Origin of the sequence: Paenibacillus silvae (genome assembly GCF_014639235.1) — a bacterium.
Classification (GTDB): Bacteria; Bacillota; Bacilli; order Paenibacillales; family Paenibacillaceae; genus Paenibacillus; species Paenibacillus silvae.
The window spans coordinates 1-21,349 of sequence record NZ_BMFU01000006.1; the positions used below are offsets into that span (position 1 = coordinate 1).

General features: G+C 42.4%; 23 protein-coding genes. 5 read left to right on the forward strand and 18 right to left on the reverse strand.

Translation table 11 applies throughout. From position 1 onward, the window contains the following. Window positions 1-146: 146 nt before the first annotated feature. The 7 genes from IEW26_RS19345 to IEW26_RS19375 form a co-directional block, all read right to left on the reverse strand. Window positions 147-1,010: a DUF421 domain-containing protein gene (locus IEW26_RS19345; RefSeq protein ID WP_145405736.1), complete on the reverse strand. Its 864-nt coding sequence runs from the start codon at window positions 1,008-1,010 to the stop codon at window positions 147-149. A gap of 565 nt (window positions 1,011-1,575) precedes the next feature. Further along, window positions 1,576-1,845 carry an acyl carrier protein gene (locus IEW26_RS19350; RefSeq protein ID WP_229729934.1) on the reverse strand — a complete coding sequence of 90 codons (270 nt, stop codon included), beginning with the start codon at window positions 1,843-1,845 and terminating at the stop codon, window positions 1,576-1,578. Next, window positions 1,842-2,636, reverse strand: a complete 795-nt coding sequence (locus IEW26_RS19355; protein WP_188593522.1) for a helix-turn-helix domain-containing protein — start codon at window positions 2,634-2,636, stop codon at window positions 1,842-1,844. Before IEW26_RS19355 ends, IEW26_RS19350 begins: the two co-directional genes overlap by 4 nt. 1 nt (window position 2,637) lies before the next feature. Then, window positions 2,638-3,402 carry a phytanoyl-CoA dioxygenase family protein gene (locus tag IEW26_RS19360; protein WP_188593523.1) on the reverse strand — a complete coding sequence of 255 codons (765 nt, stop codon included), beginning with the start codon at window positions 3,400-3,402 and terminating at the stop codon, window positions 2,638-2,640. A 45-nt stretch (window positions 3,403-3,447) separates the two neighbouring features. Then, window positions 3,448-4,314, reverse strand: coding sequence for a radical SAM/SPASM domain-containing protein (locus IEW26_RS19365; RefSeq protein WP_229729935.1), 867 nt, complete (start codon window positions 4,312-4,314; stop codon window positions 3,448-3,450). A gap of 4 nt (window positions 4,315-4,318) precedes the next feature. Then, a complete protein-coding gene (locus IEW26_RS19370; RefSeq protein WP_188593525.1) occupies window positions 4,319-5,143 on the reverse strand; it encodes a serine aminopeptidase domain-containing protein in 825 nt (274 codons plus the stop codon). Next, complete coding sequence (locus tag IEW26_RS19375; protein WP_188593526.1) at window positions 5,144-5,923, reverse strand: alpha/beta hydrolase; 780 nt, start codon at window positions 5,921-5,923, stop codon at window positions 5,144-5,146. A 276-nt stretch (window positions 5,924-6,199) separates the two neighbouring features. On the opposite strand from IEW26_RS19375, the gene IEW26_RS19380 reads away from it, so the two are divergent. The 4 genes from IEW26_RS19380 (at window position 6,200) to IEW26_RS30865 (ending at window position 8,875) form a co-directional block, all read left to right on the forward strand. Next, on the forward strand, window positions 6,200-6,625 hold the full coding sequence (locus tag IEW26_RS19380; RefSeq protein ID WP_188593527.1) for an N-acetylmuramoyl-L-alanine amidase CwlD: 426 nt from the start codon (window positions 6,200-6,202) through the stop codon (window positions 6,623-6,625). Between the two features lie 288 nt (window positions 6,626-6,913). Further along, the gene (locus IEW26_RS19385; RefSeq protein ID WP_188593528.1) at window positions 6,914-7,486 is read left to right on the forward strand and encodes an N-acetylmuramoyl-L-alanine amidase; all 573 of its coding nucleotides are present in this window, start codon (window positions 6,914-6,916) and stop codon (window positions 7,484-7,486) included. Window positions 7,487-8,029: 543 nt separating this feature from the next. Then, the gene (locus IEW26_RS19395; protein ID WP_188593530.1) at window positions 8,030-8,581 is read left to right on the forward strand and encodes a membrane lipoprotein lipid attachment site-containing protein; all 552 of its coding nucleotides are present in this window, start codon (window positions 8,030-8,032) and stop codon (window positions 8,579-8,581) included. Between the two features lie 162 nt (window positions 8,582-8,743). After that, a complete protein-coding gene (locus IEW26_RS30865) occupies window positions 8,744-8,875 on the forward strand; it encodes a hypothetical protein (RefSeq protein ID WP_444543965.1) in 132 nt (43 codons plus the stop codon). 314 nt (window positions 8,876-9,189) lie between these two features. Here the strand turns inward: IEW26_RS30865 and IEW26_RS19400 are convergent, their stop codons facing one another. The 6 genes from IEW26_RS19400 to IEW26_RS19425 all read right to left on the reverse strand — a co-directional run bounded on the left by IEW26_RS19400 (window position 9,190) and on the right by IEW26_RS19425 (window position 16,008). After that, window positions 9,190-11,511 carry an RCC1 domain-containing protein gene (locus IEW26_RS19400; RefSeq protein WP_188593531.1) on the reverse strand — a complete coding sequence of 774 codons (2,322 nt, stop codon included), beginning with the start codon at window positions 11,509-11,511 and terminating at the stop codon, window positions 9,190-9,192. A 143-nt stretch (window positions 11,512-11,654) separates the two neighbouring features. Further along, window positions 11,655-12,953 carry an ABC transporter permease gene (locus IEW26_RS19405; protein ID WP_188593532.1) on the reverse strand — a complete coding sequence of 433 codons (1,299 nt, stop codon included), beginning with the start codon at window positions 12,951-12,953 and terminating at the stop codon, window positions 11,655-11,657. Then, on the reverse strand, window positions 12,946-13,848 hold the full coding sequence (locus IEW26_RS19410; RefSeq protein WP_111272188.1) for an ABC transporter ATP-binding protein: 903 nt from the start codon (window positions 13,846-13,848) through the stop codon (window positions 12,946-12,948). Before IEW26_RS19410 ends, IEW26_RS19405 begins: the two co-directional genes overlap by 8 nt. A gap of 20 nt (window positions 13,849-13,868) precedes the next feature. After that, window positions 13,869-14,768, reverse strand: a complete 900-nt coding sequence (locus tag IEW26_RS19415; RefSeq protein ID WP_188593533.1) for an ABC transporter ATP-binding protein — start codon at window positions 14,766-14,768, stop codon at window positions 13,869-13,871. An 18-nt stretch (window positions 14,769-14,786) separates the two neighbouring features. Next, entirely contained in the window at window positions 14,787-15,176 is a 390-nt protein-coding gene (locus tag IEW26_RS19420; RefSeq protein ID WP_111272205.1) for a GntR family transcriptional regulator, read from the reverse strand. Window positions 15,177-15,294: 118 nt separating this feature from the next. Beyond that, window positions 15,295-16,008, reverse strand: a complete 714-nt coding sequence (locus IEW26_RS19425; protein WP_145405730.1) for a hypothetical protein — start codon at window positions 16,006-16,008, stop codon at window positions 15,295-15,297. A 219-nt stretch (window positions 16,009-16,227) separates the two neighbouring features. On the opposite strand from IEW26_RS19425, the gene IEW26_RS19430 reads away from it, so the two are divergent. Further along, entirely contained in the window at window positions 16,228-16,584 is a 357-nt protein-coding gene (locus tag IEW26_RS19430) for a hypothetical protein (protein WP_145405729.1), read from the forward strand. A gap of 375 nt (window positions 16,585-16,959) precedes the next feature. Here IEW26_RS19430 and IEW26_RS19440 read toward each other — a convergent pair whose 3' ends face one another. The 5 genes from IEW26_RS19440 to ctaD all read right to left on the reverse strand — a co-directional run bounded on the left by IEW26_RS19440 (window position 16,960) and on the right by ctaD (window position 21,302). Further along, on the reverse strand, window positions 16,960-17,424 hold the full coding sequence (locus tag IEW26_RS19440) for a DUF420 domain-containing protein (protein WP_111272191.1): 465 nt from the start codon (window positions 17,422-17,424) through the stop codon (window positions 16,960-16,962). A gap of 43 nt (window positions 17,425-17,467) precedes the next feature. Further along, window positions 17,468-18,397: a cytochrome c oxidase assembly factor CtaG gene (ctaG, locus tag IEW26_RS19445; RefSeq protein ID WP_188593535.1), complete on the reverse strand. Its 930-nt coding sequence runs from the start codon at window positions 18,395-18,397 to the stop codon at window positions 17,468-17,470. A gap of 107 nt (window positions 18,398-18,504) precedes the next feature. After that, complete coding sequence (locus IEW26_RS19450; protein ID WP_145405727.1) at window positions 18,505-18,825, reverse strand: cytochrome C oxidase subunit IV family protein; 321 nt, start codon at window positions 18,823-18,825, stop codon at window positions 18,505-18,507. Window positions 18,826-18,828: 3 nt separating this feature from the next. Then, window positions 18,829-19,455: a cytochrome (ubi)quinol oxidase subunit III gene (locus tag IEW26_RS19455; RefSeq protein WP_111272194.1), complete on the reverse strand. Its 627-nt coding sequence runs from the start codon at window positions 19,453-19,455 to the stop codon at window positions 18,829-18,831. Beyond that, complete coding sequence (gene ctaD, locus IEW26_RS19460; RefSeq protein WP_145405750.1) at window positions 19,452-21,302, reverse strand: cytochrome c oxidase subunit I; 1,851 nt, start codon at window positions 21,300-21,302, stop codon at window positions 19,452-19,454. Before ctaD ends, IEW26_RS19455 begins: the two co-directional genes overlap by 4 nt. Between the last annotated feature and the right edge of the window lie 47 nt (window positions 21,303-21,349).

Consider the following 21,349-nt stretch of genomic DNA (forward strand, 5'->3'; position numbering starts at 1 on the left):
CAAGCGAATGCACGGGGCGCTAGGTTATCTTTCTCCTGCTCGTTTTGCAATGAAATTTACGGACAAATCCGCAGCGTAGTGTCTACTTTCTTGACATAGGTCCACCGGGACTTCTAGATCAATTCAGGCTATGTAATCGTTGATGGTCACGATTGTTTTTTGGTCTGATAAGCATGCATGGCCGCCTGAAATTGATTCAATGCTTCCTGATATTCAAGTCGATCCTTGTCATTAGAGGCAAGCTGCTTACGCATCTTCAGGTCATCCTGCAATCGCTGTACCAGATCTTTGATCTGATCATTCGGATTCGAATGAGCTGGCTTGGGCAAAGCTTCCGTTCCAGTCTGCACGGTCAGTTCTCCTTTACTATCCACTTGACCAATCGCTACCTGATTCAATGTGATGTTAAGCTTGCGAAGTTCTTTTTTTACCCAATCCTCACTTACTCCAGCATCCTGAAGAGATTCTGGCAAAATATTTCCATCCATGATTATCGTTCGCGGCTCCTTTTCCGACGAAAGACGATAACCTAGCAAATCAGCGGTAAGCGGCTGATATTCCTTTTTTAACATGACACTGATATCCCCGCTCTGCTCCATTATAGCAAATTCCACATCGGCAACCCGGAACACATCTTTTTTGCGAAGCTGCTCCAGAAATTCATCAATGGTCAGCCTTTCCTTCTTTAGATTCTCTTGAATAACGGCTCCATTTTCAATAAGAATCGTTGATCTTCCGTCCACAATGTCCCTGAATTTTTTACTTTTCATCGTCAGAAACTCCGCGGCTGCGGAGACAGCAACCCACACGAACACCGCAAGAAATCCCAAGTACCAGCTTGTGTCTGTATCCAGTGATATGTATCCAACGAGGTTCCCCAAGGTGATGCCCGTAATATACTCAAACAAAGATAGTTCTGATATCTGCCGTTTTCCTAAAATCTTGGTGATGAGAAACAACATCGTTACCGCAGAAAGTGTTCGTATCATAACCTCTAACCATTCTGGCATGTCGCACATCCCTTTCCTGTGGAGCCTTATTCAGATAAGGCACATCCAGTAATGAAGGTTATAATTACCACGCAAAGCCGATTGTATGCAGCAACATTATAAAATTACAAAGGATTTCTTTAAACTGGTGTGTTCTTTCGCTATAAGAAGTATCAGCAACGGTTATATAGAATACTTCAAAATCTTCGTATTTTTCAAAGCAATGTCACTAGTAACAATTCGTGCAGCATCAAAATAGGCACGTTCAGCTGCAATTGTACTGGCCCAAAAAAAGGATCTAAAAAACCTGTCAAATTTTTGAGGATAGGAGATCTTAACCAAAGCATGAGCTATAGCAGGTCTTACAGCCCCACTACTAATTTTTTTTCATAAAGTAATTAATAAATTTATCTTAACGCCTTTTACCGGAACAAAGGTTAATAAATATCTATAATTTTTTTGAATGAACGATCTACTTTTCTCAATATAGGCATATATCCCTAAAAAAAATATAACATAAGCCCTTTTAAAGGGTGATTATGTTATATTTTAGGTATTTTTATATATTTAAAATGAATAATACTACTTATTCTATTTTTTTAGAAATATATCTTATAATATCTTCAATTTTAGAGAATTTGAAATTATCCAAATATTCATCGTCAAATTCAAAATCAAACTCATATTCAAGCTCTACTACAATGTTAATAAATTTCAATGAATTGAGACCCAGATACTCTAATGTATCTTGAGCAGCTCCAATTCCCCCTGCACCTGCCACACAAACATACCTGCTCATTATCTCTAAAACTTTACTTTTTAAATCAGCATTTATTAAGATCGTCGAATGAATCACTGAAGCATCCTCCTTGACTCTCTCTCGGCTGTTTGTGACTCGTATAACTCTTTTCGATATATACTTGGTGATTTTGAAAAAGATCGTTTAAAAATGGAACTAAACTGAGATAAACTTCTGTAGCCTACAGTAGTTGCTATATCTTTAATTGTTCGATCTGTATGCTCCAATAAATCTTTTGCTTTTTTTATTCGCAATTGATTCATAAAGTATATTGGTGAAATGCTAAACACCTTAGAATACATATTACTCAGATATGTCGGATGTACACCTGCCAAATCAGCCAGATCTTGTAGAGTGATTTCACGATAATAATTTTTTCTTATGTATCTATTGACCATAATGAGTCTTAGATCCATTTTCTTATCCTTGAAGTCCGTAAATTTATTATCATTGAAATCTAAACTATCATCTTGGAATTTTTTTAGCGTTTCGATAATTCTTTTTGACAGCAATTCATTTGATTTACCCAATTTTATAACCGTTCGAAAAGGATTAGGGTTAAAATTTACTCTCAAAGATTTAAAATTGGCTGTTTGAATAACTCCTACAAATTGAAAACTGGATAACTCAATCGGTTGTAAATCAATATTATTAATATAAAACGAACCATGAGAGTATTGAATAACTACGTGTGTATTCCCAGAATACACAGTTTTAGTCCGATTAAAGCAAATTTCTACTTTTCCTTTGGTGAAGAAATACAGGTAATCTCCCTTGGTCAAGGCCCATTTTTCAATTTCTCCAGGAAATATAATAATTCTCTCCTTAATCGATTTGATTCGAATCATACTATTTCCCATCCAGTATATCTTGCATTCCTGGTAAATACATCCATAAATTTGTAAGAGCCGATCTCCAATTATCTTCTGTAAAATCTTTATGATAGACCCTGTAATAGGTCGCATATCTTATTTGATCTGATATATTAGGTCCCCCTTCATGTATCAGCTGATAATGTGAAATAATTAAGTCACCTGCATTTCCAGTAATTTGTACAGGATCTGGAAGACTTACATGATCAGAGTAATGCTGTCTAGAAAACGATTCATCAGTGAACAAAATATCTGGTCCCTTTTCTTTGAAATACTTCTCATATAGTTGATGAGAGCCTGGATATACTGTGAAATTACCCATATTTTCTTCCGGTACATCTCTTAATAATACACCTGCTAGTAAAGTGAAGTTTTCCACCAAACCCTCATTCACTTTTAATATTCCATCCATATGTGGAGTGTACTTTACTGGAAGTTCCTCATAAGTTGGAAAGCGTAAGGCAATTTGAGATCCATAATAATCAGCTAAATTACCTTCACCAATTAAAGACTCTATTAATGACCAAGCTGGCGATTTTCTTAGTAGATCAGTTATTACTGGTGAGTTAGCAAGTTGATCGAAATAATTAGAACCTGTATAATCCGGTGACACATTGCCTTTTCCCATAGTGTGGTTGATCGCCTTCAGTGCTTCTTCAATCATTATTTTTGGCACTACTCCGGGAATACGAACATATCCCCTCTCAAAAATATCCATTTTTTGATAATAATTCAATTTCATAATCAAAACTCCTTTATAATTAGATAATAAAAAGCCAAAAATGGACTAAGGTAGCTGAATAAATCGTTCCGCTATTCCTCTACCATCATTGGTGCAATGCATACATACTTTCTCTCTGATACCTTCTAACAATCTTCCCCTTAAAGAAACCGCCCTATCTGAATTATAAATATCAAATATAGTTTGCTCTTTACAATTGCCTAGTACATATTGGCTATGCTGGTTGTAGTATGAGACAGTGTTACAACACATTGTTACACAACCGTTATAGTCTATTGTAAAAGAAGTTAACGGTTGAAAGCATGGGCCAGAGCCAACTTCTTTCTTGACATTTTCAACTATCTCTCCTCTCGGATATCCTATATCCGCAAAGTTTTTAGCCTGTATGGTGAGAACGTCAAATTTCGAATCCACTGTGACATATACGCAAGATGACTCTGTCGTAACAAACTTACCTTTGAACCCTCCGATTCTCTGATTTATTAATAATATTTTATTTTTTATATCGTCAATTGTATAGCTTGAATAATTTTCCAAATGGCATTGTAAATACAATTCATTAAGACCCGATTGTTGTATTCTACTTAAGTACTGTGGATCAAGATAGTCACCGTTTGAACTTGTGGCCAAAACTGCATCTGGAAGCATTCTTCGTGCATAAGAAATTCTCTCCAGAATCATATCATTCTTAAATGCGAAGGGTTCGTTGTACCTGTGAAAAGTCATCAATCGATCATAGTTTATAGAATTCAACTCATCTACTATCTTCTTAAATATTTCGTAAGGCATCATATTTTTTTCTGTAATTCTGTCTACGTGATAGTTAATACAATAACTACATCTCCGGTTACAGAAGGATGAATTTTCTATCTCAACAATACAAATATTATCTTTAAAATTTTCACTCAACATCAAACTACTCCCTTATATTGTTATCTAAATTATTCATTGAAAATTCAACTATCCAATTGAGCGTTACATCAATTACTTCCTTAGCCCATTTTTTTTTCGAGAATACATGATTAGCTCCTTTAACATGAAAAACTTCTGAGCCACTATTCTTAGTTATAAGTCGCTCAATTTCTTGAATCATGAAATTATTCAGAAATTCATCATCACTGCCTAACACACAAATTTTTGGAATAGTAGAATTATGTAAAATATCTAGAGTCTCTTCTTCCTTTAATTCCTTCAAATATTGCGAATTCATCCACAGCCCTTGGAATGGATATACTAATTTTTGTGATTTAGGATGGCGGACTATTCTCGTCTTGCTTATATTGATCGTATCATTCTCTGAATTTGCTTCTTGAAACAAGTTAAAAAACACTGGGCTCCAAAGAATTAAGGCATTCACGTCTTCTGTAGACTCCGATGCCCTAATTACAACTTTTGCGCCATCACTGAATCCTAATAAAATGATTTTGTGTTCTTCCGTATTAAAACACCCTTTAAAGAAATGAATTATTTCTAATACATCCCCAACTCTTCCATCAATAGTAACATCCCAAAAATCACCCCCACTTTGACCTTGACCTGTGTAATCAAATCTAAATACCATTACCCCACACTGCTCTGCTATACGACCTGCTTCAATTCCTATTCGATTGACATCGGCCCTAGTCCCACCTAGACCGTTGCAGATTATCACTATAGGAGACCCTTTCGATCGGATCATTGGCATGTGGAGCATACCCATAATAAATTTATTATTGGAGTTGATTTGAATCGGAATAATCATTTATTTCACCCACTTATTAATCTTATCAACAACAAGTCTCATTATCTTTTCTTGCGCGTAAGGACTACGTGGAAGATATCTGACCCTGCCCTTCCAAAAGCGCACCTCACGCACGAAATCTTTTTCGTTGTTTATTATCAGAATGTTTTCTTTAAAATTCTCTAAAGATTCAAACGGGTTATATGTCGTAAGCTGCTCGATAAGTTTGATGCTTAGCTCCCTCCCAAGCATATTACCTCTATCAGCCCCCATGGCCCCCATCAAAGATAAGTCTTCTACTTCATCATCTAATAAATTAGCCTTAAAATTACTCTCAAGTCGGCTTGCATCAATTTTCCCTTCATCACAAAAGAGATCTATTTTAAATTGAGAAGGATGAATAAGATATGGGTATATGCAAATAAAACCTAAATTAGATCTTCCCCCTAAAACATCAGCTGCCAAGACACCAGCTAATCCATGTCCTATACAAAATACATATCCATTGTTTCTTTTTGTAACATACTGAAACGAATTATAAATATCTTCCCGAATCGATTCTAATGTAACGTCGTCTATGTTGCCTGAGCTATCGCCATGCCCTCTAGGATCAATTAGATATACAGTAAGTCCACTCCTACCTAATAAACGAGCAAGTCGGCTCATAAAGTAATCTATATCACTTGAGGAATTAGTAAAACCAGCAAACAAGATAGCACAATCATTATTTAAATCAGAGCCTTGATGTATCGAAACCGATAAAGCATCATATCTATTAACAATCCAACTTTGGGCTAGCATTAAGAGCCTCCTTCCCAACCAAATATAATAATTATGCAATTCGTTTTCAGATGTTAACGTTTCCATTTAACAAGAATGAGAACACAAATAGAGAACACAGAAGCAGTAAGCACCTGTAATATCCTCATTACTTATAAGTAATAAATTGTTATTATAGCTATAGATTATCAGGCATATGGTTTTCAAATTCAATAGTATCTGTAATATATCAACACCTAAAAATAATTAACTTTACAACAGAATTCATTTAAATGGTGGATTGTTGTAGAAACACAGGTGAGAATTTTAACATTCATATCAGAAGAATTGAACATAACCACACGTATCTTAGTACATAAGAATAAATCATGTAATTGGATTCCCTCAACAGAGAAAGAGTTCAGGCAATCCAAGCCTAAATTCCAATTCTCTACCGATACCTATCCAGAAAACCCGGATCACTCAGTAGCATCCAACAATTTTTGGTTCGACATTTATGTGAGCCTCCGCATTAATGCGGGTGGCGGTACCGGCATCGAAACTTGGATCCATGACAATACAAGCAGCTATACCACTTCATTAGCCAACGCTGCTACCAATGCACTGGTTGCTGCACTGGGCAAGACCATTCGTGGGGTGAAGAAAGCGCCAAGCCAACGTGGCGGGACGAATATCCACGTCATTGATCCTAAAAATACTAAAGCATGGGCCATTCTCCTCTGAAATGCTGTTTATCGATACCGCATCGGATCGCAATACGTTGGTTGCTAATAAACAAACGTGTGCCCGCGCAATTGCTAACGGGATCAACAGCTTTGCCATGACTCTACCTCCGATTTAATTCGTAATTCAAAAAAAGATTAAGAACTTAACCATTCTTGATCTTTTTTTGGTTTTTTGTCTAAGTAATTTTTTGACTCAAGGTTGTATAAAGGTCCTTTACTTTTCCTACATAGTGAAGAGGAAATAATCCACTTCAAATAAAAGTTAAACAGAGAGGATGTATTATTTATGGCACTTAATGGTTACAAGGTTTTCGTTGATCCCGGGCATGGCGGTAAAGACCCGGGGGCTGTAGGCGGCGGGTATACGGAGGCAGCAATCGTACTGGATATCGGTAAGTTTCTGAAGACCGAATTGGAGAAACTGGGTGCTACGGTCCAGATGAGTCGCTCCACTGATACCTATCCAGAAAACCCGGATCGCGCTAAAGCATCCAATAACTTTGGGGCCGATATTTATGTGAGTCTCCACATTAATGCGGGTGGCGGTACAGGTATTGAAACATGGATTCACGACAATGCTAGCAGCTACACCACTTCATTGGCTAATGCCGTCAACAATGCACTGGTTGCTGCACTGGGCAAGACCAATCGCGGGGTGAAGAAAGCGCCAAGCCAACGTGGCGGGACAAATATCCACGTCATTGATCCTAAAAATACTAAAGCATGGGCCATTCTCCCTGAAATGCTGTTTATCGATACCGCATCGGATCGCAATACGTTGGTTGCTAATAAACAAACGTGTGCCCGCGCAATTGCTAACGGGATCAACAGCTTTGCCATGACTCTACCTCCGATTTAATTCGTAATCCAAAAAAAAGATTAAGAACTTAACCGTTCTTAATCTTTTTTTGGTTTTTTGTCTAAGTAATTTTTGACTTCAGGTTGAATAAAGGCCCTCTACTTTTCCTACATAGTGAAGAGGAAATAATTCACTTCAAATAAAAGTTAAACAGAATGGATCCACGACAATGCTAGTAGCTACACCACTTCATTGGCTAATGCCGTCAACAATGCACTGGTTGCTGCACTGGGCAAAACCGATCGTGGGGTGAAGAAAGCGCCAAGCCAACGTGGTGGGACAAATATCCACGTCATTGATCCTAAAAATACTAAAGCATGGGCCATTCTCCCTGAAATGCTGTTTATCGATACCGCATCGGCCGCAATACGTTGGTTGCTAATAAACAAACGTGTGCCCGCGCAATTGCTAACGGGATCAACAGCTTTGCCATGACTCTCCCGCCAATTAATTAAAAACAAAAAAGGGACTAAGAACTTACAAGTTCTTAATTCCTTTTTTGTTTAAGTGTGTTATTATATTTTTAGAAAAAGGAGGTATATAATGAAAAAAATTCTTTTTATGTTATTTTTAGTCGTGATATTATCAGCTTGCAGTAACGGACAAGATTCAACGAACTCCTCAAATGCTCAAGAACCAGGAAATACAGATGCTTCTAAAATTGAGGAACTTCAGAATGAGAACAATTCACTTAAAGAACAATTGGAAAACAGCAAAGGCGCGACGGATGAGACAGATCTTGTCAATAGTTTAAGGGAGACACTTAATCTGACTTTCAAAATAATTTCTGCTATGGAAAATAAGGACTACGCGTATATTGAATCCGTATCTTCCTCCGACGTTGAAGTATCACAACAAAACAATTCCATTCTTTTAAAGAACGCAGAATCTACCTCAGAAGTTGCTTTTCTTAAAGAAATAAGTCTGGAAGAACTTGAATTTAGAGGATACAACCAAAAAGATAAAGATCACTTTATGCTCGCTTTAGCTAAAGTTATCACCACTAAAGGTTCTGAAGGTAACATTGAGTTGAATTTCGACTTTGTTCGCTCGAATAATGATGGTTGGCTCTTTAATGGTTTTACAACAAATTAAAACTCGTCTTAACTAAGAAGAAGATCATAAACGGAAATTCTCGTTTATGATCTTCTTCTTTTTATTAAATATTCATTTTTTTTGAGTATCCGAAGAATTTTTCTCAAATTCTCTCACCACCGATATTTCAGGTCATTTTAATACAAGAATACCTAGATCACGCTGGAGTACCAATATGGAATCACATACAATCTCAAGCGAATTCGTCGTGTCATGCAAAAGTACAACATCGTTTGTCCGATTCGAAAAGCGAATCCCGCACGTCGTACGGCCAAAACTACTAAAGAGCATTAAACCTGTCCTAACACGTTAAACCGAGCGTTTAAGCAAGGGATTGCAGGCAATGTACTATTAACGCCCGTTAGTTCAACGTTCTTTACCATTCACATAAATCTAATACTCACACTTTCTTTATCTGTCTAATTTAATAAATAGAGGTTAGATATATGGTATATACCAAAATAACGCTAAATTAGCGAATTATAATGGAGGCTATGTCTTATTTCTTCAACAAGATCTAGGAGTATAATAAGACCTCCATATAGAGGATTACTCTACTGGAGGTCTTATTAACTAATAATTAGTTGATATCCATTGAATTTTCTTCACTAGCTACTATCCTTTATCGAAGGACTTGTGAGGTATGATTCATCTTCTTCAATTCTGAAGTTAATAACAATCTCTCCATTTGTAGTCTCTAGCAAGACACCTAAATCTTCAAATGTGATATAACCTTCAGAATCTGAGGTTATATGAACATTCCCTAACAAAGTACCAATAATATCTCCTGCTATCTCAGCCACAATTCTTGCACCAGAAACAGGATCTCCATTACCATTAATAACTCTAAGGACTGGCTGGGCATCAAAGATTTCTCCATTAATTGCACTTGTTGAAGGAAGACTCACAAAGTCTAAAACTGCTTCTGACCTATCCGTTGAAATATTCAAAGTGATTACTTGTTGCTTATCAAATCCTTGAAGTTCAAAATTTAAAATATATGATCCTTCATCATCAAATGTTAAAGGAAGATATGCGATCCCTCCATTAAAGTTTATATCTTCAATTGTAGGATCAATAGTCACTTGGTTATCATTTGAAGTGTGATACTTAGTCATATTCAGTTTACTAATAGCATTATATGAACTGTCATGTACTCCATCAGCGCCATATACAGATAATGTCACTGTAACTTGGCCAGTGTCCATTTTGCTGCCATTATCCACTTCAACAGTGAAATATGATGGTAACGCAGCCAAGTTAAATGAATTAGATTCATTTAGGCCCGAAACCATTATAGGTATTAAACTATTGCTTAAGGTCCCGTCACCCAGTTGACCTTTATCATTTCGTCCCCAGGACCAGACCGTATTATCTGCTTTCAATGCCAGAGTAGAATACTCGCCTCCGGCTATAGTGCGTACTCCTGTTATCCCAGATAATTTTTTGGGAGAAGATTGGATCACCTCCGTTGTTCCATTACCCAGTTGGCCATAGTTATTCGTTCTTCCCCAGGCCCACACACTTCCGTCACTCTCCACGGCAAAACCACTACTCAATCCTACGCCAATAGATGTTATTTGGTTGAATCCTCCCAGTTTATAGGGGGCTGCAGTAGCTGTACTGTAGGCAAAGTTACTTCCCCACTCCCAGACTGTACCATCGGTAAGCAAAACTACTACATGATAGTCGCCTGCGGCAACCTGAGACACATTTTTAATGGTAGTGATTTCAATGGGTCTGGTTTGTTGTCCGAGTCCAGTTGCCCCTAATTGGTAGTAGGAATTGGTTCCCCAGCCCCATAACGTTCCATCACTTTTTAAAGCCATTGCATACTCTCGGCCCGCCGATAATGCACTGACCCCCGTCAACCCAGAGACTTGTACCGGTTTGGTCTTCAATACAGTTGTTCCATCTCCCAGTTGGCCTCGGTTATTTATCCCCCACGACCAAACCGTACCGTTACGTTTCAATGCGTAGCTGTTGTTGTTTCGCGCGGCAATGGCGATGATTCCTTCCAGTTCTGGTACTTGTACCGGAACAAGACTCGTAGTGGTATTCCCGGTTCCCAATTGCCCAGTCGTATTCAAGCCCCACGTCCAGACTGTCCCATCTCGTTTCAACACCATACTGTGATTTTCACCTGCAGCCACTGCAATGACATCACTCAAACCTTTAACTTGTACTGCTGTGGTTTGGTTCGTTGTCGTTCCATCGCCTAGTTGACCATAGGTATTCACTCCCCAGGTCCATACGGTACCATCAGCTTTTATCATAATGCTATGATTACTGCTTGTACTTATGAGACTAAGTGGGGTGCTTTCAAAATAAATTCCCTCTTGAGAGGAATTCTCAGCCTCATCCCTTGCGATTATCTTAATTTCATAAGATTTGTTTTGTTTTAGATTCTCAAAAGTATATTCTGTGTCTATAACTGTCGCTATATAAGTTGAATCTAAATAAACGTCATACCCCGTTACACCAACATTATCATTTGATGCAGCCCAAGATATTTTTATTCTTTTATAGTCTCTGATTAATGTTGTAATGTTTTTTGGTTGTGAGGGGGCTGTCTTATCTACCTTCGCCTCTCCAGAAACTATCTCGCTTTCATTAAAAACATTATCTAATGATTTTGCATAGACTTGATGTAGGCCTTCATTACTGATAATCACAGGTTCTTTATAGTCTACCCAATCTTCACTATTGTTAATTTTGTACTGGTATTTTTGGAAGCCACTGTCCTCATCCACTGCATCCAGTAAGGTTACACTGACAAACTTGTTCGTCCATTTCAAAGGCTCTACAACCATCTTCGGATTGGTAGGATTGGTTGTATCTACTTTAATCGTTTCCTCAAGTACTTCAGAGTCGTTTCTATTTTTGTCTCTTGCAAAAGATTTAAATTTATAAATGCCGGTTTCAGGCATATACAGGCGCTACCTTTTTTTATAATATTGTAAAGCTCTGTCATCCTGTCTGCTAATTCTGATTGCGGCTCCCCGCTGATGATTCATATCGGGTAGACGTCATATATAACATTTCTTAATAAAAAGTAGTAAAAAAACAATAACTATATCTTGTACGCCTTCATCGCTTTGAACAGCTCTTTGAAGGTTGGACGTTTACCGTACATCAGTACGCCAGTACGATAGATTTTGGCTGCAAGCCAGCCGAAGATCAGGATGGATACGGCCAGAATGGCAAGGGAGAGCAGAATCTCCCAGGTCGGTGCGACTCCTGCCCCGATCCGTACCAGAATCGCCGTTGGCGAGGTGAACGGAATGAAGCTTGCGATTTTTAACAATAAAATATTTGGTGTAGAAATGCTGAAAATCGCAATATAGAAGGACACCAGCGAGAGCATCGTAATTGGCAGCACAGCCTGACCAAGCTCTTCCGTGCGGCTTACCATCGAACCAATAGCTGCGAACATAACGGCATACAGGAAGTAACCCAGAATGTAGAAAATAAGCCCGTATACGATCACCGCTATATTAATGTCGTTAACACTCATATTAAGATCACCAAGCACTGCACGGTTGTGCGGTAGCATGATGTTACCGGCTACAACAGCTCCGAAGATACCGATCTGCAGCAGGCCTACCATGAAGATACCGATAATTTTGCCGAACATCTGACTGAGCGGAGACACACTTGTAATCAGAATTTCCATGATGCGCGAGCTTTTCTCGGCTGTAATCTCGGAAGCAATCATATTACCTGTCATCATTGTGGATGTGAACAGCAGGATGATCAAGAGATAGACTACGATGTAGTTAATCGGACTCATCGATTTTTCGGAACCCGCACCCGCTTCTCCTTCATCTGTGCTTAAACTCTGAGCAGTCAGCTTTACAGGTGTAGTGATCAGCGCCTTTTGTTCGGCGGTCAGCACATCCTTAACGACGACATCCAGCTTCACACTCTGCAAGGCCGCTTCAAGCGACGTTATAATCTGCGGTGAAATATCGTCTGAGGAATAGAGCACAGGCTTCGGGAACTCCTGTCCTTGTACCGTTTCAAGCTTCAAATAACCGTCGATTACACCTTTATTCACATCTTCTTTCAGCGCCGCTTCATCCTTATCTCCACCCATAATCAGACGATAAGCCTGATTACCCTGTGCAGAAGAGAAGTTCTCCAGCTTCTGTGCCACATCCTGCTGCTCTGTTGTCAGAACTCCAATGTTTACGGGATTACTGCCAGAAGCTCCGCCACCAATGGAGCCGCCATTAAATAAGGTAATGAAATATGGAACATTGAGTCCAATCGTAATTAAAAGTGCAAGTACAATGGTCGTGACCATAAACGACTTCGTTTTTACTTTGTTTTTGAACGTGAAACCTGTAATTGTGCCCATTTTATTCATTCGACTCACCTACCTCACGAATAAAGATTTGGTTAAGCGTTGGTTCCTTGATCTCAAAATGCTCTACGGTCGTCTGACTCATCGCTGTCTTCAGAATCTCCTGAGCCACCTCAGCCTGGCTGACATGGATCAGATATCCGCGTTCGTTGTGGTCCACGTGTTTTACACCTTCCAGCTGCTCCAAACCTTCCACCTGTCCGATCGTGCTGAGATATACCTGTTCACGTGGATAACGGCTTTTAATCTCCTTGATTTCACCCTGCACTACTGTGTTAGAGCGATGCAATATCGTGATCTGACGACACAGCTCCTCAACATGTTCCATACGATGCGTGGAGAACAGGATCGCCGTACCTTCATCACGCAGTTCCTTAACCGTAGATTTAAGCAGCTCCACGTTAACCGGATCAAGTCCGCTAAACGCCTCATCCAGAATCAGAATCTGAGGTCTGTGCACCACTGCTGCAATAAAACCCATCTTCTGCTGGTTCCCTTTGGATAACTCTTCAATCTTTTTATCGTAATATTCCGGCACTTCAAACCGCTTTAACCAGTATTTCAAGCTCTCATCTGCATCTTTGGCTTTCATGCCACGCAGGCGTGCCAGATAATTGATCTGTTCACTTACCTTTACTTTCGGATACAACCCTCGTTCTTCAGGCAAATACCCCATGATCTGCTGCAGTTCCGTGTTATAAGGCTTGCCGTTGTATAAAATGTTACCGCCATCCGGGTGAATCAGCCCCAGCACCATGCGCATTGTAGTTGTTTTACCTGCGCCATTGGCTCCGAGCAGCCCATAAATCTCACCCTCTTTGACATTCAGTGTTACTCCATTAACGGCTGTCTTGTCTGCATACTGTTTGACGACTTGCTTTAATTCCAATCGGTTCATTCAGAATCGTCTCCCTTCGGTTATCTCCACTGTACGGGTGCATACCCGGCAATCCAATATTCCAGCACTTCTCCCAGCTCCAGATTGCGAATCTGAAGCACCCGGTGATTGGACAACTCCAGCCTTTCCTGAGCCTCGCTCACCCGGGTTGTAATGACACGGATCAAGCCATTCTCTTCCCGAAAAGATTCCACAACCCCCGGAATACTCTCAGGCCGCAGGTCCCCTTCATACCAGATTTCCTTCCACTGCTCGAGCACAAGGTCCTTCTCTGCCATACCCAGAACCTGACCGCGATGCATCAATACGATATAGTCCGCGAGCCGCTTCACTTCATCTGCAATATGAGTGGCAATGAGAATGGTCGTGTCTCCACCTTCCATATAATCGCGGAACTGTTCAACCATGACCTTCCATGCAAAAGGATCAAGACCGGATGAAGGCTCATCCAGCAGCAGAAGCTTCGGACGAGCGGCAAGCGCCGCGGCAATCTCGAATTTCCGCCGTTCTCCCTTGGACATCTTGTTGAGCTTCACATCACTTGGCACATCCATGTCTTGTATCAGCTGTTGAAACAGCCTCGTATCCCACCTCGGGTACCAATGTGACCGAAAATCAGCAGCCTCCTGCGGTGTCATCCGGTTCTCTTCCAGACCACTGTTATCGGCCACAAAGCCGATCTGCTGCCTTAGCTCAACCGGAAGCGGTCCCGAATGCTCCTGTCCAAACCATATGATCTCTCCGCTGTCCGGCAGTACAATTTGCTGCAGCATATTCAGAAGTGTGCTTTTGCCAGAGCCGTTATGCCCCAGAATAGCCACCACATAGCCCTCCGGGATGGTCAGATCAATCGGTCCGATAACCCTGCGCTTACGCATTTTCGATACCCCGTTTAACTGAATAGCTATCGGTTCTGTCATATGAACACCTCCCCCCTTTTATTTGGAATAGATTGCTCTCAGCGCTTCCCGAAACAAGCTTTCCATCTCTTCTTCTGTACAACCAACAGCCTTGCCCGACTGTACCGCAGCCTGCATCGCTTCCTCCGCAGCCTTCAGCCTGTAATTTTCACGATCTCCTGCTTCAACCTGGGCCACAAATGTACCTGTCCCCTGCTTCGTACGAAGCAGACCTTCATTCTCCAGATCCTGATAGACCCGTCTAACCGTAATTACACTGCAATTCAGTGCCCCGGCAAACTCACGAATGGACGGCAAATGTGTCCCCTCCCCCAATTGACCCGTTATAATTAACGACCTTAACTGATTCTCAATCTGGTGATACAAAGGTTCAGCGCTATTTTCATTGATTTGAATGGGTATTTTCACAACTTGCACCTCGCCCTCCGGTACACTTCATTCACTTGCCTGAACGTGCCGGCTTCATCCATATTCTTTTAAATTGTATTTATCTCTTCTCTATTAATTCAATTCATCCCAACTGTCTCTAATTCAAATCCCTTACGGCCAGCTTCCTCAGTGTTAATCGACTAAATCCCCATAACACTGCTGATCCGGCAACCATTGCAATCCACATCATCGGAGATAACAAGCCCCAGGCCTTACTATAGTGAATGACATACCAGAATCCATAGTTGCCCGACATACGAATCACCAAGGATATAACAATCGTCAATGGCAGGAACAAAAAGCTGAGAAGCAAATATTTTTTCCCGCTAAACAAAAATTCCCCGTAAATATACAAGCCCGTAATCAACAGCCCATATCCTGTGCAGCTCAGCGCAAAGGCCAAATACTGATCCCATGTGAAGTTCTCCGTATGCAGTCTGACAGCATATAGTGATCCGTAGAAAAAGAATCCATTGTACGCAAACGCAATCAGAGATTGCTGCAGTCTTGACCACATCACCGTCTCATTCGGGATCGGAAGTCTGCGATAATAGGCCAGCATCTGTGTGTAAGAGTCCTCCTGTATGTATCGGAAGGAACGTCTGCTAAAGAGAAATCCCTGGAACGGCAGCATAATCAAAAAAAATGCATCCACCACCGGATTAACAAGATTGCTTTCCTGTTGCCCAATCAACAGCACACCGCTCATACTGCCCGTATAGATCATAAATATGGCGGTCCATAACCACTGCAGCTTATCCTTCTTGAACTCATTGCGGGTCAGCCACCACGCTTGCTTCCATGCATCCATATTCATGCCTGCCTTTCAAATGTCTTACATTATGTTCATTGCTGTACTGTGCTTTTGATTGTTTCACTGTGTCTACTGTATATATCAATATACACAGTATACAGACCCGTCTCTAATTCCGTCAACTCCTTTTTTCCTGAATCAGGAAAGCAGCATAGGAAAAACATGCATTCTGCGATAAAATAAACCTGCGAGCTTAGAAGAGAGGAATGATTCCCTATGGGGTGGCTAATTGAACCCATACTTGTTTTCATTTTTATTTTGGCGATGATCTGGCTTATCATTCGAAGTGATTCTGATCGGCATCATACGGCGAAACACAACACCAAACAGGACGCCAGACAAAACAGACGCGAGTCCGATTCCGCTGCATCCTCTTCTTCGATGATGACCTCTGATTATTCTACGGATGCTCATCCCAGGCATTCTCATGATCATCGAGATCATCATCACCATGATCACGATACGAATTCTTCATCGGGGTCTCATCACCATTCCAGCAGTGATCATGGAAGCAGCGACAGCGGCGGGGACAGCGGTGGCGGAGGAGATAGTGGCGGAGGTGGCGGGGATTGACGTAACTGCTGCAATGCAACCAAAAAAAGAGCCCTACCCGGTACTGTGAATGAATCACAGCGGGTACGGCTCTTTTAAATCCGATCATCTTATCGCAGAAGAGGCATGAGCTTTATACAAGAGTGTAGCCTGTGGGCAGGCTGCGGCTTCGACGAATGGCCCGAATCTCGGCCAGCGCAAGACGCTCGTTGGTGGAGATCAACGATTCGACATCATTACCGCGGATCAAGTCATCCAAATCTCTCAGGTTTTTGTTCCCTCCTCTCAAACTCATTCTATGAATGAATAAGAGAGAAGGTATGGACCAATCATCTGCAAGAATCGTCTATTTCATATATTTACAGAAAGAAGAACGTTATAACAGCCCTGTCCCCCTTACACCCCGAGAATCGCTTCCCATACCGGACGTGTGTGTCCACCTGGATATAGAATATATAACAACACATACACGACAACCCCTGTCAGAGCTGAACCGAACCAGATCAAGGAAGTAAATCGTCCCCAGCGACGATGTGTTTTGAATTTCTTTTTGAAGCCGAGCACCAGAGTTGAGATACCAAATACAGCAGCCACTGTAGCCAGAATAATATGAAAGATCAGAAAAATCCGATAAAAAATCTCCATATCGGGGTCTCCACCCCAGGCTGTATTGCCTACAAATACCGTGCGGGACATGTATATTACAAAAAAGATCAGAGCCGCAATCGCTCCCGCTACCATAGCAGACTGGTGTGCCTCACGTTTGCCCCGTATAATTAAAGCCCAGCCAATTGCCACAAGTACCGCACTAATCACAATGAAAGAAGTACTGATCGTAGGCAGCCAGAAATACATATCCATCGTGTGTTCCCCCTTTTGTCATCACATTGTGCTCACGATATACTCACGATTTGGCAGCCGGATTGAGTGGGCCCCGCTCTTCACCGCCAGAAGGTGTAAGATCATCGTCCTCTTCCTGTCTCTCCTTCCGGTACCACTGTGCAAATACATAGGCCAGCATGGAGACAAATATCCCCTCCTGGATAAACTTCATCAGGATACCGCCCACCTGCTGATCCTCCTTCGCGGAAGACAGAAAGTTAAAGAAGGCCGGCCCGCCGAACGAACGAAGCAGCGCCGAGGAGTCACCAGATACGCAGTACCTCATCGCTTCGGCCCATGCAGCCGGATTGCTATATGTCTGATACAACGGTTCGGAGGCAAAAATAATCAAACCGCATGCAGGTGTCAGGAGCACCATATTCAAAAAGATAAACCCAACCTTCGACAAGCCCGATGCTTGTCTGCCTTCAGGCAAAGGATTCAGCAGCGTCCACCACATCAGCATGGATGTAATAAACAGCACGATATAATACAGACGGTGAACGGTAAAATTCAACATAACATAATCATGCACAATCGGCAGATGGTACAGGGAAAACAATCCGTTGAACAGCACCGCCGCTACAATCGGATGTGCCAGAAAAGAAAGTCCGCGCTTCGGCAGCCAGCGCACGATGGCGCGCCACACCCAGACAGGCAAGCCCTTCATCATCAGCGGTGGAGCAACCAGATAAGACAAGGCCATGCTGATCATATGAAAGCTGAACATGACATGTCCAAGAAGATTGAAGGGCCCGGCCTGTGCCAGATACAGGACAGTCAGCCCCGTGAGAAACAGTACCTTCTGCCCGACTGTTGCTGGCGCTGCCCCCTGTACTCTCTCACTGAATGGTCCGACCAGCACCAGATAAGCTGCCGCGATGATCAGAAACAGGGCAAGAACAAGCGGACTCCATAAATCATCAAAACTGAAATATTGCAACCCGAGCATACGGGAAACCTCCCCGTGAACCTGTTTTGGTGAATATCAATAACAATCACTGCGCTGTGTTCGTATAAAAGGGGAAAAGACGGCGACAATCGCCGCCGCCATCTCTCTTACCACCAAACCCAGAACAGGGCCATAATAATACATGTAAAAGCTACGAAAAATCCAAAGGCCATAAACAGAATCGGCATCAAGTGACCTTTGTCTTTCAAGTGCATCCAGTAGCCCAGCTGCACAAATACCTGCAAGATCGCCATCACAACCATAAGAATGATCGTAAAGGTTGTGTTAACCCCTCCGGCTGCTGCCGCTGCAAAGGCAATCAACGTGAGTATAATCGAGAAAATAAACACGACGACATGCTTCTGCGGCCCTTCCGCCCGGTGGCGGTGCTTCACCGGCTGTTGATCCGTTTGATCCTGAGCGGACATGTGTTATCCCACCTTTCCGAGCAGGTACACGACCGTAAAGATGAACACCCACACAACGTCGATGAAATGCCAATACATAGCAGATACATAGACCTTTGGTGCGGTTACGACCGTTAATCCTTTTTTGAACAGCTGCCCGATAATGATTCCGATCCACACAATACCGAATGCAACGTGAGCTCCGTGGAACCCGACCAGCGTATAGAATGCTGAACTGAAGGCACTCGTGGTCATGCCAAACTCTTTATGTTTCACATACTCATAGAACTCGTAAATTTCCAGGCCAAGGAATCCCAGGCCCAGAACAACGGTAATGCCCAGCCACAAAGCAAGCGCGTTGCGTTTCCCTTTGTGCATCGCCTGAATGGCGAATACACTCGTCAAACTGCTGACCAAGAGAATAAACGTTGCTGCCGCTACTAGCGGCAAGTGGAACAATTCATTGGCCGTTGGTCCTTCGTTGGTCTGTCCGCGGAGTGCCAGGAAGGTAGCGAACAGTGTACCGAACAGTACCGTCTCGCCGCCAAGGAACAGCCAGAAGCCGATCAGCTTGTTGCGTCCCTCCAGCGTTGCCTTCTCCGGTTCATGCGGCAGCTTGCCGTTTACCGGCTCGGCGTGTGAGGTTGTCATGTTCTCGCCCCCTTCTCGTCCTGATCCTCCGGTTCAATGTGCCAGCCATGATCGTCATATAAGGAGCGAAGAGCCATCGCACCAAATGTAATCAGAAGACCGATAATCACGACAATATAATTGTTAAAGATCATATTCATGAATTCCAATTGAAACTTATCCTTGCTGAACATCAGTCCAAGACCAGCGATGAAAATACCTACGGACATCACAAATGGCAACGGTGTCGCAGATGGCATATGGATAGAACCTACCGGTTCTGCCGGAGTCATCTCCTTGTTGCCTGCCATCTTCTCTTTCCAATATGCATCAATACCGCGTACAAGCGGCGTTTGTTTGAAGTTGTACTCTGGCGGCGGTGATGGAATGGTCCATTCCAACGTACGCCCGTCTTCCCAAGGATCGTTCGGTGCATCCATCGGTTTTCTCGTTGTAATCACGATGTTTACCAGGAAAATAATAACCCCGACACCCATCAGGAATGCACCGATGGAGCTGACCAGATTGAGCAGGTCAAAATCCTGATTCGGCAAATATGTAACGATCCGGCGCTGCATCCCCATCAGACCGAGGAAATGCTGTACAAAGAAGGTTAACTGGAACCCGATCATAAATGTCCAGAACGTCCACTTCCCAAGAGATTCACTCAGAATGCGACCAAACATTTTTGGCCACCAGTAATGAAGTCCGGCGAATAATCCAAGCACCAGTCCACCTACGATTACATAGTGGAAGTGAGCAACGACAAAGTATGTGTCATGGAACTGAAAGTCTGCAGGAGCAGATGCGAGCATGACACCGGTAACCCCACCCATAACGAAGGTTGGAACAAATCCGACAGCAAAAAGATTTGCCGCCGTGAAGCGAATCTGTCCACCCCACATCGTGAAGAGCCAGTTGAAGATTTTGATACCTGTCGGTACCGCAATCAGCATGGTCGAAATGGAGAACAGCGCGTTTGCCACAGTACCGAGACCTGTAGTGAACATATGGTGCGCCCATACCATGAAGCCCAGGAAGGCAATCAGGATCGTAGCAAATACCATCGAGCTGTATCCAAACAGCCGCTTGCGTGCGAAGGTTGGAATAACCTCAGAGATAATACCAAAGGCCGGCAGGATCAGAATGTACACTTCAGGGTGTCCGAAAATCCAGAAGATATGCTGCCATAACACGGGGTTACCGCCATTCGCAACATCGAAGAAATTCGCTCCCAGAACCCGGTCAAACGTAAGAAGCACAAGGCCTACCGTAATGGCCGGAAAAGCAAACAGGATAATGGCTGAAGTAATAAATGTTGTCCAGGTAAACATCGGCATCCGCATATAAGACATGCCTGGCGCACGCATCGTAATAATGGTCGCCAGGAAGTTAATACCGCCGATGAGTGTACCCAAACCGGCAATCTGAAGACCTATCGTATAGAAGTCGACACCATGCGTTCCGCTATACTGCGTACTGGAAAGCGGTGTATAAGCAGTCCAGCCTGCATCCGGCGCACCGCCCATAACCCAGCTCAGATTGAGCAGCAGGCCGCCGAACAGAAAGGTCCAGAAGCCCAAGGCGTTAACAAAAGGGAACGCTACGTCACGTGCCCCGATCTGCAAAGGAACAACCGCATTCATAATAGCAAAAATAATCGGCATGACACCAAGGAAAATCATCGTGGTTCCGTGCATCGTAATCAATTCGTTGAACACTTGCGCCGACACAAAATCATTCATCGGCTTCATCAGTTGAATCCGGATCAAAATGGCTTCAATCCCGCCGATGCCGAAGAAAAGTCCGCCCGCAATTAAGTAAAGAACGGCAATTTTTTTGTGATCGACGGTGGTAATCCAGTCCATCAAGCCCCTGTACCGCTTGACGCTATGCGCATGAGCCAAGGTTGTGT